We start from the raw sequence: 15,109 nt of genomic DNA, 5'->3' as shown, positions 1-15,109 counted from the left end.
TTGCGGTAAAACCCGCGTTGGTGCGGCAAGATGCATCGACCGGCTCGTCCTCGCTGCCGGGAACAAGCGTATGTACCAGCCGATTTACAAATAGCATAGCGGTCGTCCTCACAATCATGTTTAAGGGGATAGTGTAGCTCGCGCGGGGGCGCCGTGCACCGATGCTCAGAAAATGCAGCAATAGTCTGCCGGTGCTAACGAGCGAGCCTTCTCGTCTGCCTGGGTGGTCCATTTTGGGCCACATGGGTATGGGCATGTGCCTGTTTGATCGACATACTTAATGCCGACAGCCCCTGTGCAAAGGAGGACGTTTCCATGGACGAGATGTTTGCCATTAAATGTCAAAACTGCGGCGGCCCTATGTACACACACCAAGCTAAGCGCAGCTTTGAGTGCGCTTATTGCGGTGCGGTCATTCCGTGGCAGGCGGACGCCGGAGAGCCCAAGAGCGCTTTGGGCATTCGCCATACGCCGTTGACGGTGGTGGATGGACTGCTCAAGCTCACGCATGTGTCGCAACTCGAGCGCCCGGAGGACCCGGACTGGTATTTCTTCAATTCGCACTGGCGCAATCAGTCGGTCCTGGAACATCTGCTGTGGGAGGATCGCGGCACGGCGCAAGAGTTCCAAGAGGCTACGCATGTGAGCATTCCTTGCCCCTTCTGCGGAGCGTCCTTTGAGGGCGAGTCAACGCAGCGTGTGTTTGAGTGCCCGTCCTGCGGCAACAAGATCGGCATTGCCGACCTGCTCAAGCCCGGTACCTTCAGCAAGCGTCTGACCATGGGCGTGGGTGCAGAGTATGTGCCGGAGCAGGGCATTCCCTGCGAAATCTCGCCGCAGCAGGCACGTGCCAACGCACTGCAGCTGGTGCGCCAGTACCCCGACGCCTTTGCCGGGCACGACGTGGAAGATGCGATCCAAAACGACATGATGCTCTTCTATTTCCCCATGGCGCTGGCGGACCTGCGCATGATGGCGTCCTTCCCGGTCAAGGGCCTGAGCAAGGAGACCCTGGTGTACTACGAGGTGCTCGACTGGGCGTATCCCAGGGCAAACTACCTGGACGTTCGCCTCCTGGGCATTTTGGAGCCGTGGGACTTTGCCAAGGTCGGTCCGTTCGATCCCGCCATGCAGGAAGGCGACTTTCGCGTCGTCTCCGTCGATGCGTCTACCAAGGACCAGGTGGTCATTGATAAGCTGGCGCTCGACGTTGCGGGCAACGACGCCGAGGCTGTACTGGGGCTCAATAAAAAGAGCATCCGCACCTGGGCGCGCAAGGCCCGCAAGCACAAGGACGGCCTAGTTATGGTGCCGGTGTACTTTGTCGACCGTCCGGCAACGGATAGCCGCGACGGCGAGCAGGTGCGCATCGCCGTAAACGGCCAGACGGGCCGCGCGGCCGCGGTGGTGTTTAGCGACAAGCGCGAGACGCATATTGTGGCGCCGCTCAGCCCGAGTCTGCATCTGTCCGGTGAGAGCACCGTGCACGCCACGCCCGTCGAGGTCAAATACGTTAAATCGCCGTTCCTGTACCAGATCGTGCGCCGTGGAGGCGGCGAGCAACCGCGCCAGGTTGCAGCCGCCGTCGAGGGTTCCTACCGAGAGGAGAAGCCCAAACGTCGCGGCCTGCTGGGTGCGCTATTTGGGAAGTAGGGGAGCGGTACCGGTTGGCACCGTAACGTGATGGCCGGGGGTATGGGGCGGCTCTCAGGAGTGCGGGCTGCCGTCTGATTGTTTGAGGGTGCCAGATGTAAATAAACAGTGGAGCGGCTGCAAAAGAGCTGCCTCACTGGGTAAAATCAGGGCGTGCGGCGGAACCCGCTCCTCAGTCGGTCAACTTTGGAAGCGCGGGCAACGCAGGCGCTATCGTCTAAAGGGCCGGCTGCAACCGGCCCTTTTCTGTGGCAGCCAATGAACCCACATCAGACGAAGGCCGCGTCTTTGCCTGTCAGGTCACGCTCGCCAGCCACGGCTAGAATGTCGTTGCCGGCGTCCATGACCGGTATTGTTTCGTAGCAGCCGTCGCAACCGCGAGTGCGCCTGCGACGGCTGCGATGGTTTCGGTCGCAACGTGCTGCTACCCTTGCGTTTCGCCATTAGTCGCTTCGTTGATGGCGCGGTACTCGGCACTCAGCTCGCGCGCCAGCTCTTCCTTGCTTGGAAGATACGGCAGGTATTTGGCGGCAAACACTTGGTCGTTGTCTTCGGGCAGCGTGTACTCGACGATCGAATCGCTTTTGTCCGCGCAGAGCACGATGCCTATGGGCGGATTGTCGCCTTCGTTCATGAGCTCGCGCGTGTAGTAGTTCACATACATTTGCATCTGGCCCAGGTCCTGATGCGTAAGATCGTCCGTCTTAAGGTCGATGAGCACGAAGCAGCGCATCAGATAGTTGTAAAAAACAAGGTCAATATAGAAATGGCGCCCATCAAAGGTGATGCGCTTTTGGCGCGCCTCGAAAGCGAAGCCACGGCCAAGCTCCAGCAGGAACTTCTGAAGATGCGTGATGAGCGCCTGCTCTAGATCGCTCTCGCGAAACGCAGCATCGTCCGAGAAACCTAAAAACTCCAGTACATATGGGTCGCGGATGATATCCTCGGGGCGATGGGTCGGGGCGCTCTTTTGGATTTCCTGGGTGACGGCCTCTTTGTCTTTGCTGGCAAGTAGGCGCTCGCGGAACATGGTGTTGATCTGGCGTTCGAGCTGACGCGTGCTCCAGCGAGAATCGGCACATTCGTTCATGTACCATGTTCGAGCATCAGGGTCGGTTATACGCGATAACCTGCGGTAATGTGTCCAATTCAATTCGGAACGCAGCGCGTTCCGGATTGGGAACGCAAGATAAAACTGACGCATGTATCTTAAGCTTCTGGCGTTGAAGCCTCTGCCAAAATCCTTAGTCAATCTAACGGCAAGTTCGTCGATCAGTGCATCGCCATACTTGGCGCGCTCCTCTCCGCCCTGTTCATCAACAATACTCTTGCCGATCTCCCAATATGCCTCAACCATCGCAAAGTTAACAGCGGTATAGGCCTTGTCGCGAGCGGCGTTGAGAATCGAGGAGACCTGCTTGTAAAAACCTTCGGGCACGATTGCCGATTCTCCACGGTTTACCAGTTCGCCCATCACTGTCGCCCCGCTTTCCTCTTGTGGAATGCATCTTTATCGAATTTAGTTTAAAGCCTCGCGCGGACACGAATCGCTGCGCTGTCTGGCAACTTCGCATGGGGGCCTTGCGGTGACTAAAATTTGGCAATAGAGACAGTTTTCGCGAACCCCATGGGAGTGACATGCATGGACAACAACACCTTGCTGTTTCAGGACAAGGGCTCGGGTAGATTTAAAGACGTCAAGATCTACCCCAACCGTATCGAGGTGCTCAGGAAGGGCACTTTCGGCGGCAAGCACACCGAGATTGTCTATCTTAAGGACATCACGGGCGTCAATAGAATCAAAGGCCGTGATGTTTTTCTGCGCAATCGACTGTTGACCGCTTGCGTCTTTAGCCTGAGTAGCCGTGCGAAGGCCCAGGAGTTTGTTAACGCGCTGAACATGGTGATGTAGCCGATAGCGGCGTTCGGGCCAAGGTAAAAATCGGGGGCACAGAACGGTGTTCTGCGCCCCCGATTGAGTCGATGTGTCTAAAAGGCCGGTTTGCCTATTCGACAACGTCCTCGTTGTTTTCACCGTCACTGGCAAGCATCGCCGCGCCGGCGACCGTTGTCGCCACGGCGGCGGCAGCGAGCCCGGCGGCAACGCCAGAGCTGTCGCCCGTGTCGGCGAGCTTTCCGCCCGAGCCCTTGCCCTTGTTGCCCTTACCGTTCTTATCAGCGCTGCCTGCGTTGGAACCCGTGCCGCTGCCGGTGCCGGCGCCGGCAGCACTGTCCGAGGCCGCTACGGTAAAGCTTGCGGCTCCGTCGCTGGCGAGCGTGTAGTTCTGCGCCGCGTTGCCCAAGAGACCGTTCACGCGCACCCAGTACGTTCCTGCGGCAAATGTTTCGCCCTCGGCCATTGCTGTGCCCGGAGCGCCGTTCGCGTCGTGCACAAACTCGAGCTGGGCCGTGCAGGCATCGGTTTCGAGCTTGCCCTCGAGTGATGCCGCAATCTTGGCGCGCACGTCTTCGCCGGCCTTAAGGCCTTCGAGTCCCTCAAAATGGGGCGTCAGCGCGCGTGGATCGATATCGATGGGCACAGAGCCCTGCAGCCCCGTAACGGTCTCGTTGCCCAGGGCGTCGACATCCACGTATTCAATGGCAAACGCATGGCCCGAAGCTGTCGCGTTGAGCGCGTTGCTGCTGTCGGCAAGGCGGAAATGACCCTCGCCAACGGTCTTGCCATCCTGGAATGAGGCATCGCTCAGCGAGTCGCCGTACGTCATGCGCATGCGGGTCGGGAGATAGTACGGGAGATAGTACGAAGCCGTCTGCTTGTGCTCCGTATCGTAATTGCGCTGATAGATGCTCCGGGCCAGCGCCGCATCAACAAAGTCGGATGCGATGATGCCAATGTGCTTGAGGTAATCTGACTTTGTATCCTCGATGCCGCTGGGATTGATGTACGGGCTCTTATACAGATGCTCGTTGACTACTCGTGCCGAGGTAAAAGGATTGCCTCCGTGCGACAAGCCCGTGCAGCTGGTGTAGTTGATAGACCAGCAACGCTCCAGGACTTTCTCCTTGGCCCCGTTATCGTCCTCGACATCTACCTCGTTGCGCGTGCGCCCGGACGTTTCCTTCAGCGCATTATCGACCCAGCTGAGCTTGTCGGTTCCCGTGAGTTTGTACTTGTCCTGGGCGTATACCTTGGTGCAATAGGGCTCTTTGTCGCCTGTTTCCCCCGCGGCTTCAAAGCCCCGCGCGTCTTGGACGAGACACATAGTGGCGCTGTCGGAGTGAGCCTTGATCTTGTCATCCCATTCGGTAAGGTCGAGGCCCCACGTGTGGCCGCTTACACTGTTGCCGGCGAGCCTAAATCGACGCAGCAGAACGATCTTTCCGCGCACCTCGTGTAGCGTGGGGATTCGGCTCGACGTATAGAACAGTTTGGGGTTGTCGTCCAAAACCTTGGCGAAAGCCGTCGTAACACTTTCGTCGGTAGCCTCGTCGTTGCCTCGTGATACAAGCATGATGAGCGCTTCTGTCGGGTTTTCGTTCAAAAACGTTTTGAAGTAGCCTATGACATCGGAAAGATGCATAAAGTACGCGTCTTTTTTGAGCAGGTAGTAATCCCCGTGGTCGATACCGGGGTTGTCGCCCTTTCCGAGCCGGATATCAAAATAGCGAATGCCTTCGAGCAACTGCGTGGGAATGTAATCCTGCTGGCATTTTACTTGCGAGGATTGGGGCTCGGTGTCGTTGTCCACGCTACAGGTGCCCGAATCGTGCGTGCCCGGGATGCTCAGCTCGTCGAGGAACTTGTTGTCGTCGACGTATTTCATCCAACATGGCCCATCGACGTAGCTGCTGTACGTGATCCAGTCGAGGCTGCTAACCGTGGCATCGTTCTTTTTCATGTCGTAACCGATAAGTTCGAGCTCCCACGGAATGCTCTTACTCTTATGGCAGATCTTGTTGTTGTCCTGGTCTTCGCCGTTCGATTCTATTGCCAGGTACTTAATGTCTTTTTTCTCGGTTTCTTTCTCGACCGTGCGGTCTCGGATGATATAGGTTCCGTTTGATTGACGCTCGAACGCAAAAGAGCGGCTGGGCTTGTTGTCATACTCGCCGCCCCATACGTGGATGACCTTTCCGTCTTTGTCCGAGTCGCCATCGACCGACCAAATGCTGTAGCCCGTCTTTTTATGCTCTTCGAAATTGAGCAAGGTGCGGATAGCATACCAGTTTGTATCGTCATTCTTGGTCGTTACGTTCTCAAGGATGAGCTTGCTGGACGTGCCGTCATTAAACAGATGGCAGACGTTGCCGATGACGTTGCCGTCTTCGTTAACGCTTGCGGTACGAAAATAGCCCGCGGGGCGAAGGCGAATGACGAAATTGTCGAGGCTGACTGCTGGCCCGGCCGTGCTGTCCGCAAAGGCTGCCCGCGGGCTAATGCCCAGCATGGCGGTTTCGGGCAGGCTTGCAAGCGGCGGCAACGCCGCGAGTCCAAGGCCCAACGTAAATGCTCGGCGGCTGATGGCGTGGTGTTCGGTCATAACTTCTCCATTCGCAGAGTGCGGTTATGCGATAGTTTTGGTCACTATACTGCCCAGATGTTTAAAGATGCTGGTTTAATTGTCTGCGCGGCGCGATAAATCGGTGGGCGGACGTGTTGGGGTGTTTGTCGTTTTCGTACTGTTGCCACATTTGGGGCGGTTCCGGCGTCCGGCATCCTCGCGTTCGTCGGCTACCGGCATAAGAAAGGGAGGGTCGGTTTACCGGCCCTCCCTGGGTACGAAGCGCTGGGGTACCGTCGCTTGTTTGCACTGCGACCGTGTTTCCCGTTGCGCTTGCCAGTCGCTTAGCGCTTGATCTCGATATCGTCGAGCTTGACGTCCATGGCCTCGGTCTTGGCCTCGGCGATGTCGTCGGCAAATTCCAGAGACTTCATCATGGTCTCGACGGCGTCCTTGTGTTCCTCGACGTTGTCGATACGCACGTACACACTGCCGCCGTCAACGTCGGTGAAGTATTCGGTCGTTACGCCGCCCGAGTGCGTGAAGTAGGCACTGCGCCAGGTCTTGCCATTGTACTTAACGGGATCGCTCTCGGTCCATCCAGAGTTGGCCTTCCACTTTGCCTCGTAGTCGAACAGTTCATCGGCGTTCTTGTCAGGATCGAAGACAGGGATGAAGCGGTCGCTGGCGTGCTCGCTCTCGGTGAACTTAAACTGGGCCCTGTCGGCGGTGTCGCCTGCGACGTCGGTGATCTCGACGCCCTCGGGGACCTCGACCTTAAACCAAATGAAGTCGGTCCTCATATCCACGGCGGGCTTTTCTGCTCCGCCGCCACCGCCACTTCCGGTAGCGCCGCCGCTGCCACCGCAGCCCACCAGGGCAACTGCGGCAAAGAGGCTTATGCAGAGGGTGAGAATCGCAAAGGCCTTCTTTTTCATGGTCGTGTCCTCCTCGATCTGTAACCGCCCACGGATTACCTGCCTTTACTGTACGCGTGGACGGCTCGCTAGGGTGGGCCATGTGTCCCATTCTGAGGGCCGGATTTGCGCCGTTAAGTGGCAATATGCACGGGTCCAAAAGAGGGGAGGGCCGGTGCTGTCGGCCCTCCCCGGGTTGGGCGCCCGTTGTTTTAATGGGGCGCATGTGCGCGGGTGCGCGTAGGCGCGTGCGGGTGTCCCGTTACTTGATCTCGATGCTCGAAATCTCGACTTCGCGTGCCTCGGAAACTGCCTCTTCCATGTCATCGGGGAACTCGATGGAGTTGAGGAGTGCCTCGGCTTCTTTCTTGTGCTGGTCGAAGTTCGAGATGAGGACGTAGACGCTTCCCGGCTCAACATCGGTAAAAAGCATGGTTGAGATGCCGCTGTTGTCCTCGTATGTTCCGACGAGCCACGTCCTGCCGTTATACTCGACGGACCCGCCATCCTTCCACTGGAACGTATCCCCCTTCTTTTCCGCCTGGTCGGCGTGGGATTCCTCGGCCGTCAGCGCTTTTTTCCAAACGGGGATAAAGCGATCGGCCGAGGCGTTCTCGTCTTCGGGGAAGGTGAGCTGGACCCTGTCGGCATTCTTGCCGGCAGAGTCGCTTACGCCGACGCCCTCGGGCATCTCGACCTTAAACCAGATGTAGTCGGTCTTCTTGGCGACGGGGGCCTTTTCCTTGCTCTCGCTCTTGGGGGCGCTGCCGCCGCCCGATGCGCTCCCGCCGCAGCCCACAAGGGCGAGCGCGGCAAAGAGGGCGATGCAAAGGGAAAGGATTGATAGGGTCTTTTTCATCATGGTGGCGTCCTCCTTGTCTGCTGATGACATCACGGCGCCGCATGCTGTTGGGGTACTGATTGCGCTGGCGGCGGATGTCTCTGTGTACTGTGCGACTTATGCCTCCGTTCATCGCTTGTGGCCGTTGCGCGGCCGTTCCCCAACGGGTTCCTTACTTATAGATATGCCCCAGCTTGTGCTGCTCGGGAGTCTCGAAAGGTGGGCCATGTGTCCCATGTTTGCGTTGGCATGGCCTATCGTGTGCCATAGAAATCCGCGATGGCCAGGTGCGCTGACGCTCGCGTACTTATGGGCTAGACTTAGCACCATTACGTGATCGATGCGGTCGGCCGGCGTCGGCCGCCCGACCGATATATATGACTTGAAGGTGCGTGTGCGTATGAGCCAAGAGATGTTGGATAAAACCTGTCGCGGTTTTGCCGAGGCGCTGGCCGCGCGCGAGCCAGTTCCCGGTGGTGGCAGCGCGAGCGCTTTTGTGGGCGCGCTGGGCGCCTCGCTGTGCGGAATGGTTGCCCGCTACGGTGCGACCAATCCCGCGCTTGCTGATCGTGCGGATGACCTGACGCGTGCGTTTGCCCAGGCAGACGAGTTGGCGCAGGAGCTTGTGGGTCTGGTCGCCGAGGACGTTCGTGCGTACGGCCAGGTGTCCGCTGCGTACGGTATTCCGCGTGAGGACCCGGCCCGACCGGCTGCGATTCAGGATGCGCTGCATGTGGCCGCTATGCCGCCGTATCGCATTATGGATGCCTGCGGGCGCGCACTGGCGCTGCTCGAGGACATGGCCGACAAGGGTTCGCGTCAGCTGCTGTCCGATGTGGCGTGCGGCGCCGTATTCTGCCGCGCCGCCATGCAGGGCGCGAGCTTGACGCTCTTTGCGAACACCACGTCTATGAAGGATCGTGCACGCGCCGAGGAGCTCGAGACGGCGTGTGATGAGTTGCTCGACACATGGTTGCCGCGCGCCGATGCGCTGGCGCGCCGCGCCTCCGACGCTGCAAGAAAGAGGGGATAGCCATGGCTGAGCTACTGAAGGGTGCTCCCGTCGCCCGCGCTTTGACTGAGGAGCTCGCTGCCCGCTGCGCTGCGCTGCGCGAACGCGGTGTTGTTCCGACGCTTGCTATCGTGCGTGTGGGTGAACGCGAGGACGACCTATCCTACGAGCGCGGCGCCCTTAAACGCTGCGAAAAGGTTGGCATCGAGGCGCGTCGCGTGTTGCTTCCTGCCGGTGTTTCGCAAGACGAGCTGTTGACGGCCATCGAGGACATCAATGCCGACTCGGCTGTTCATGGCTGTCTGATGTTTCGCCCGCTGCCCGCCGGCCTTGACGAGAACGCCGTCGCCGCAGCGCTCGATCCCTCCAAGGACGTTGACTCCATGACGCCGGCTTCGCTGCTCACCACGCTTTCGGGGCGCGGCGAGGGTTTTGCCCCCTGCACAGCTGAAGCCGTGCTTGCTTTGCTGGATCATTACGGCGTTGAGCTGGACGGCGCCAAAGTTGCCGTGGTCGGACGCTCACTGGTAATTGGCCGCCCCGTTGCCGCCATGCTTACGGCGCGCAACGCAACCGTGACGACGTGCCATACGCATACGCGCGATCTTGCCGCCGAGTGCTGTGCTGCCGACATTGTGGTTGCCGCCGTTGGACGCGCGCGCACGATTGGCGCAGATGCGGTCCGCGAGGACCAGGCGATTATCGATGTTGGCATTAATTGGGACGAAGCCGCTGGCAAGCTGGTCGGCGACGTCGATTTTGATGCCGCGGAGCCGGTTGTTGGCGCAATCACCCCCGTGCCGGGTGGCGTGGGCGCCGTGACGACAGCAATTCTCGCCAAGCACGTGATCGAGGCGGCTGAGCGCGCGGTAAAATAGGCGTTTGGAGGCTGTTTAGGGGGTTGGTTAGATACCCCGTGGTCAAAAAATGCCAAATATGAGTACTGTTGTCAAGTTAGTCACATATGTTTGAGATCATTTTGGCTCTTTAGCGATAAGTAATATCGTTAAAGAGCCAATTTTATTGGACGTATGGGGAATTACTAGACTCAGTTTTTGGACAGGTGAGGATTCCCGGCGCCCGGAACAGTGCAATTTGCTGCCACTAAATTTGTGACAGTACTCATATTTGGCATTTTTTGACCACGGCGGCTGCCGAGGCCGTGGTTTCGCCCTTTCTGCGCCGAAGCGATACACTGTTGCCGTTTGATTTTTTCGCTCAAGGAGGATGCGCATGCCGTGCACAACGATTCTGGTCGGTAAAAACGCAAGCTACGACGGGTCGACCCTGGTCGCGCGTAACGAGGACTCGTCCAACGGGGTATTTGAGCCCAAGCGCATGCGCGTAGTGCATCCCGACGAGCAGCCGCGCGTCTACACGAGCGTCCTGAGCCACCTGACCGTTGAGCTGCCCGATAACCCCATGCGCTATACGAGCGTCCCCGATGTTGTTCCGGGCCACGGTATCTGGGCCGAGGCCGGTTTCAACGAGCTCAATGTTGGCATGTCCGCAACCGAGACGCTTACCACCAACGAGCGCGTCCGCGGCGCCGATCCGCTCGTGGACTACGTGCCCGCCAAGGGCAACGAGGGTGAGGACGGCTATGTGCCGGCGCAGCCCGGTGGCCTGGGCGAGGAGGACATGGTGACCCTGGTGCTGCCGTATGCCAAGTCCGCCCGCGACGGCGTGCGTATCTTGGGCGACCTGCTCGAGCGCTACGGCACTTACGAGAACAACGGCATCGCCTTTAGCGACGTGGACGAGATCTGGTGGCTCGAGACCATCGGCGGTCACCACTGGATCGCCAAGCGCGTGCCTGACGACGCCTATGTGACCATGCCCAACCAGCTGGGCATCGACAGCTTTGACCTGGATGACGCCGAGGGCGCCCAGGCCGACCATATGTGCTCCGCCGACCTGCGCGTCTGGATGGCCGAGTGGCATCTGGACCTGACGCTGGGCGTCGAGAGCGACGGCCCGGCTGCCGTCTTTAACCCGCGCGAGGCCTTTGGCTCGCACAGCGACAGCGACCATGTCTACAACACGCCGCGCGCCTGGTACATGCAGCGCTGCCTCAACCCCAGCGACGTGTGGGATGGCCCCGACGCCGACTACACGCCCGAGAGCGACGATATCCCCTGGAGCCGCGTGCCCGAGCGCAAGGTGACCATCGAGGACATCAAGTACGTGCTCTCGAGCCACTACCAGGGCACGGAGTACGACTGCTACGGCAGCAAGGGCACGCCCGCTACGCGTGGTGCCTATCGCCCCATCGGCATCAACCGCAACAGCCAGCTTGCCGTGTTGCAGCTGCGCCCCTATGCGCAGCCGGCCTACCGCGCCGTGCAGTGGATGGCCTTTGGTTCCAACTCGTTTAACGCGCTGGTTCCGCTGTACGCCAACGTCGAGACTATGCCCGAGTACTATGCCGACACGCAGGCTCGCGTGACGTCCGAAAACTTCTACTGGGCCAACCGCCTGATCGGCGCGCTGGCTGACGTCCGCTTCCATGAGTGCGGCCGCGCGGTCGAGGATTATCAGGAGAAGATCGGTGGCATGGGCCACAAGCAGATCCATGACGTCGACGCTGCCGTAGCCGCTCTGCCCGAGGTCGAGGTGCCTGCCGAGCTTGCACGCGCCAACGAGGCCTTTGCCGAGCGTGTTCGCGTGGAGACCGATGCCCTGCTGGGCAAGGTGCTTTACACCACGAGCTGCGCCATGAAGAACTCTTTCGCGATGAATGACAACGTGAGGTAGGGATTTCCCGTCGATCGAATAGCGCTAAAACGCTTTGTCGCTTTCGCTCAATCTTGGGTACAAGAACGCCAATGCAGTTGTTTGTGATTGGAGATAACCATGGTTATGAAACTCGATCAGCTTGTTAACGGCGCCATTAACGTGGGCTTTGGCGCTGCCGCCGTTGCTGTCGAAGGCGGCAAGAAGGTCCTCGACGACCTTAACACCAAGGGCGAGCAGGTCCGCAAGGACACCGCCACCCCCGATATCGCCCGCAGTGTGTCCGACATGTTCGAGCAGGCCGGCGGTACCATCTCCGATCTGACCGAGCGCTTGGGCATGCAGGGCGAGACCGCGGCCCAGCGCGTGCTTGACGAGCTCATCCTTGCCCGGGTCCGCGTCATGACCGCCCCCGAGCGCACGGCCTTCCTGGCCCATGTGCGCGACATCGTCGATTCGGTCGAGGACAACGTGACCTCGGTGCCCGTCGAGTCCGTTGAGCCCGACGATGCGAAGGATACCGAAGAGGCCGAGTAGCAGCGCAGATGGCAGATTCCACCACCGATTACAACAATCTAGATCCTTTGGGTGACGAGGCGGCGGTTGTCGATGAGGTCGATGCCGCCGTCTCGGGCGCTCGCAAAAAGCCGCGCGCTGTCGATATGGTGCCCGAAGAGCCCGACGCGATGGCGCCGGACGAGGAATACCAGCTCACGCCGGCGGGTCGTCGCGAACGCATCGGGCAGATTGTTCGCTTGGTCAAAAAGTACCGTGTGTGGGATAACCTCACGCCGGTTCGCTTGCGCCGCCTGCTCGAGGAGCTCGGCCCCATGTTCGTCAAGATGGGGCAGATTCTGGCCAACCGGTCCGAGATTCTGCCGCAGCGCTTTTGCGATGAGCTGCGCCGTCTGCGTTCCGACGTGGAGCCGGTGCCGTACGAGGTAGTGCTCCGCTGCTTGGAAGAGGAATACGGCCTGCGCCTGGGGGAGACGTTCGATGCGATCGACCCCAATCCGCTTGGTAGCGCATCGCTCGCGCAGGTGCACCGCGCTCGTCTGGTGACGGGCGAGGACGTAGCCGTCAAGGTGCAGCGCCCCGGTGCGCAGCAGGTTATGGCGCAGGACATCGATATCATCCGCTCGGTGGTGCGCATTGTTTCCAAGTTCGTCAACACCGATCAATTCGTTGATCTGCACGGCGTAGTCGAGGAGTTGTGGACCTCGTTTCGCGAGGAGACCAACTTTTTGGCCGAGGCCAAAAACCTCAACGACTTCTACGAGTTCCATAAGAGCGTTCATGGCGTGACGTGCCCTAAATCCTATCTGGACCTGTGCACCGAGCACGTGGTGGTTATGGACTACGTCGACGGCATTTCGATCGCCGATCCCGAACGCTTGGTGGCCGAGGGCTATGACTTGGAAAAGATCGGTGCCGCGATTGTCGAGGACTACTCGACGCAGGTGCTCGATGACGGTTTTTTCCATGCCGACCCGCATGCGGGAAACATCATTCTCAAGGACGGCATCGTCTACTTTATCGACTTGGGCATGGTCGGACGCATGTCGAGTCACGATCGCGGTATCGTCAAGGATATGATTTTCGCCGTGGCCGAGGGTGACGTGCCCAAGCTCAAGGATTCGCTCATGCGCTTTGCCGTGACGCGCGGCGACTCGGCCGAGCTCGACCATTCGGCCTTTTTGTCCGACTTGGACTTTATCGTCGCCGACTTTGCGGGTCTTGACCTTAAAGATCTTGATATCGGCGAGTTTTTGACCTCGCTGCTAAACCTGGCGCGCAAAAACGACGTTGAGCTGCCGAGCGTGGTAACGATGTTCGCGCGCGGCATGGTGACGCTTGAGGGCCTGCTGACCGAGTACATGCCCAACGTCAACATGATCCAGATCATCCAGACGCACATCAAAAACGAGAAGAGCACCTATGCACGCGTCCGCGAAATGGGGCGCGATCTTGCCGCGAGCAGCTATCGCGCGGCAAAAGGCTCGCTCGAGGCGGCCGAGTATCTGGGCTTGGCATCGCGCATGCTCACGCGCGGACAGCTTAAGGTAAACACGCAGATCATGAGCAGCGATAAGGCGCTGCGACAGCTGGGCGGAATTATCGACCGCATGTCGATGGCAATTGTGATTGCCGGCCTGTTTATCGGTTCGTCGGTGGTGTACTACGCGCGCATCGAGCCGGTTGTGTTTGGTATCCCAGTCATTGGCTTTATGGGCTACGTGAGCGCGCTGGTGCTGGCGCTTATGCTGGGCCGCAATATCTGGCTCAACAGCCACGGCGGCAAGCACTAGAGTCTGCGACCGTCACCGCATTTTCCTATCGCAAACAATAGCTTTTACCATGGGCTTCGCCTGCGTGCGAGGCCCTTTTGCGTGATACCATTTTGACGGTAATAATCGATGGCCTAGATGGTGGTGCGGAGACGCACGAATGCGCGGTTTTCCTGCGCGTTTGGGAGAATCGGGGTGCAAGTCCCCGGCTGTACCAGTAACCGTAATTCCTCTTGGCTCGGGATGTTCGCGTCGCAGATCGGACGGCGCGCCTGAGCCGTTAAGGTTAAGTCGGATCGCCTCCCATCTTGCACGTTGCCGCGGCGTATGCCGCCGGTGTGCATAGGGCTCTGGAGGGAAGGAGGACCCCGATGGGGGAACTCGAGCGCAACATGCGCGATGACGTGGGGCAGCCTCAAGGCAACGCTCCAAGTACAGACAATGGGGGACAATTGGATATGTTTGAGGACGAGCGCGAGCGCGTCTCGCATCGCCGTGGCGCAATTGCGCGCGGCGTAGCCAAGCGCGGCCTGGTGGCATTCCTGGCATTCGCGATGGCCTTTGGCACCACACCGGCTCAGCTGTGGGCCGAGGGCGCCGAGGGCATTGCCGAGGCTGTGGCTCAGGCGGCACCGCTTGCCGAGAACGGCTCTGGTGAGTCCGCGACAAGCCCTGCTGCCGACCTCAATGCGAGCGGCATGGTGGCGAATGGGGGCACTGCCGAGCAAGATGCCACTGCGACAGCTTCGGGCCCTACCGACAAGACTGAGGACGATAGCGCTGCCGGCAATGAGGCACCGGCTGCATCGACGTCCGATGCCTCGAAGCAGGACACCGCCGTTGTCTCTGCCGCTGGAGAGGCCAAGGCTCAGCCTGCCAAGGCAGAGAGCCAGGAGGTCTCTGCCACGTGCTCCGTCGTCGGCACCGACGCCAAGGGCGCCCAGCAGACCTGGGCCGCCGCGCAGCGGATCACGCTGAAGGAGGGCTCGACCGCGGCCGACCTCTCCGAGCAGCTGTTCAAGCGTGCCGGCCTCAAGGCCGATTACAACCCCAACGGCAGCTGGGGCTGGGCACTCAACTCGATCACGTCGCCCTTCGATAAGGACCGCAAGCTCGGCTACGACTCGGCGACCGGCGCGTACTGGCAGCTGTTCGTCAACGGCAGCGCCTCCGAGGTCGGCGCGGGCGGCTACACGCTC

The 15,109-nt window shown here is 59.8% G+C and carries 11 protein-coding genes and 1 pseudogene; 8 read left to right on the top strand and 4 right to left on the bottom strand.

Translation table 11 applies throughout. From position 1 onward, the window contains the following. Window positions 1–315 precede the first annotated feature (315 nt). Window positions 316–1,653, top strand: coding sequence for a TFIIB-type zinc ribbon-containing protein (locus AB5Z25_RS06535; RefSeq protein WP_227789809.1), 1,338 nt, complete (start codon window positions 316–318; stop codon window positions 1,651–1,653). Window positions 1,654–2,077: 424 nt separating this feature from the next. Here the strand turns inward: AB5Z25_RS06535 and AB5Z25_RS06530 are convergent, their stop codons facing one another. Then, on the bottom strand, window positions 2,078–3,127 hold the full coding sequence (locus AB5Z25_RS06530) for a PDDEXK nuclease domain-containing protein (protein WP_368135090.1): 1,050 nt from the start codon (window positions 3,125–3,127) through the stop codon (window positions 2,078–2,080). Window positions 3,128–3,295: 168 nt separating this feature from the next. Between AB5Z25_RS06530 and AB5Z25_RS06525 the strand changes: the two genes are divergently transcribed. Continuing rightward, window positions 3,296–3,565, top strand: a complete 270-nt coding sequence (locus AB5Z25_RS06525; RefSeq protein ID WP_117773055.1) for a hypothetical protein — start codon at window positions 3,296–3,298, stop codon at window positions 3,563–3,565. Between the two features lie 94 nt (window positions 3,566–3,659). On the opposite strand, the gene AB5Z25_RS06520 is transcribed toward AB5Z25_RS06525, so the two are convergent. The 3 genes from AB5Z25_RS06520 to AB5Z25_RS06510 form a co-directional block, all read right to left on the bottom strand. Beyond that, on the bottom strand, window positions 3,660–6,155 hold the full coding sequence (locus AB5Z25_RS06520) for a phosphatidylinositol-specific phospholipase C (protein WP_368135089.1): 2,496 nt from the start codon (window positions 6,153–6,155) through the stop codon (window positions 3,660–3,662). 305 nt (window positions 6,156–6,460) lie between these two features. Then, on the bottom strand, window positions 6,461–7,054 hold the full coding sequence (locus AB5Z25_RS06515; RefSeq protein WP_368135088.1) for a hypothetical protein: 594 nt from the start codon (window positions 7,052–7,054) through the stop codon (window positions 6,461–6,463). Window positions 7,055–7,295: 241 nt separating this feature from the next. After that, on the bottom strand, window positions 7,296–7,895 hold the full coding sequence (locus tag AB5Z25_RS06510; protein ID WP_138112912.1) for a hypothetical protein: 600 nt from the start codon (window positions 7,893–7,895) through the stop codon (window positions 7,296–7,298). 379 nt (window positions 7,896–8,274) lie between these two features. Here AB5Z25_RS06510 and AB5Z25_RS06505 point away from each other — a divergent pair, with 379 nt between their 5' ends. The 6 genes and pseudogenes from AB5Z25_RS06505 to AB5Z25_RS06480 all read left to right on the top strand — a co-directional run. Further along, a complete protein-coding gene (locus AB5Z25_RS06505; RefSeq protein ID WP_368135087.1) occupies window positions 8,275–8,907 on the top strand; it encodes a cyclodeaminase/cyclohydrolase family protein in 633 nt (210 codons plus the stop codon). 2 nt (window positions 8,908–8,909) lie between these two features. Next, window positions 8,910–9,764, top strand: coding sequence for a bifunctional 5,10-methylenetetrahydrofolate dehydrogenase/5,10-methenyltetrahydrofolate cyclohydrolase (locus tag AB5Z25_RS06500; protein ID WP_368135086.1), 855 nt, complete (start codon window positions 8,910–8,912; stop codon window positions 9,762–9,764). Window positions 9,765–10,119: 355 nt separating this feature from the next. Continuing rightward, the gene (locus AB5Z25_RS06495) at window positions 10,120–11,643 is read left to right on the top strand and encodes a C69 family dipeptidase (RefSeq protein WP_368135085.1); all 1,524 of its coding nucleotides are present in this window, start codon (window positions 10,120–10,122) and stop codon (window positions 11,641–11,643) included. 105 nt (window positions 11,644–11,748) lie between these two features. Beyond that, window positions 11,749–12,159 (top strand): hypothetical protein, encoded by a 411-nt coding sequence (locus AB5Z25_RS06490; protein WP_271755708.1) that lies wholly within the window; start codon window positions 11,749–11,751, stop codon window positions 12,157–12,159. Between the two features lie 8 nt (window positions 12,160–12,167). Next, entirely contained in the window at window positions 12,168–13,931 is a 1,764-nt protein-coding gene (locus AB5Z25_RS06485; RefSeq protein ID WP_368135084.1) for an ABC1 kinase family protein, read from the top strand. Between the two features lie 350 nt (window positions 13,932–14,281). Next, window positions 14,282–15,109, top strand: a pseudogene (locus AB5Z25_RS06480) (DUF4430 domain-containing protein); the annotation flags it as partial.

It is taken from the genome of Collinsella aerofaciens (genome assembly GCF_040910325.1).
In the GTDB taxonomy this organism is placed as follows: Bacteria; Actinomycetota; Coriobacteriia; order Coriobacteriales; family Coriobacteriaceae; genus Collinsella; species Collinsella aerofaciens_BL.
Note: the sequence above shows the minus strand (reverse complement) of the source record. Positions and strands in the feature narration are given on the sequence as shown.

Bases quoted from the DNA above. Each gene is read 5' to 3' on its own strand.
- AB5Z25_RS06525 (WP_117773055.1), top strand. From the start codon at position 3,296: ATGGACAACAACACCTTGCTGTTTCAGGACAAGGGCTCGGGTAGATTT.
- AB5Z25_RS06490 (WP_271755708.1), top strand. From the start codon at position 11,749: ATGAAACTCGATCAGCTTGTTAACGGCGCCATTAACGTGGGCTTTGGC.
- AB5Z25_RS06530 (WP_368135090.1), bottom strand. From the start codon at position 3,127: ATGGGCGAACTGGTAAACCGTGGAGAATCGGCAATCGTGCCCGAAGGT.
- AB5Z25_RS06500 (WP_368135086.1), top strand. From the start codon at position 8,910: ATGGCTGAGCTACTGAAGGGTGCTCCCGTCGCCCGCGCTTTGACTGAG.
- AB5Z25_RS06495 (WP_368135085.1), top strand. From the start codon at position 10,120: ATGCCGTGCACAACGATTCTGGTCGGTAAAAACGCAAGCTACGACGGG.
- AB5Z25_RS06515 (WP_368135088.1), bottom strand. From the start codon at position 7,054: ATGAAAAAGAAGGCCTTTGCGATTCTCACCCTCTGCATAAGCCTCTTT.
- AB5Z25_RS06510 (WP_138112912.1), bottom strand. From the start codon at position 7,895: ATGATGAAAAAGACCCTATCAATCCTTTCCCTTTGCATCGCCCTCTTT.
- AB5Z25_RS06485 (WP_368135084.1), top strand. From the start codon at position 12,168: ATGGCAGATTCCACCACCGATTACAACAATCTAGATCCTTTGGGTGAC.
- AB5Z25_RS06505 (WP_368135087.1), top strand. From the start codon at position 8,275: ATGAGCCAAGAGATGTTGGATAAAACCTGTCGCGGTTTTGCCGAGGCG.
- AB5Z25_RS06520 (WP_368135089.1), bottom strand. From the start codon at position 6,155: ATGACCGAACACCACGCCATCAGCCGCCGAGCATTTACGTTGGGCCTT.
- AB5Z25_RS06535 (WP_227789809.1), top strand. From the start codon at position 316: ATGGACGAGATGTTTGCCATTAAATGTCAAAACTGCGGCGGCCCTATG.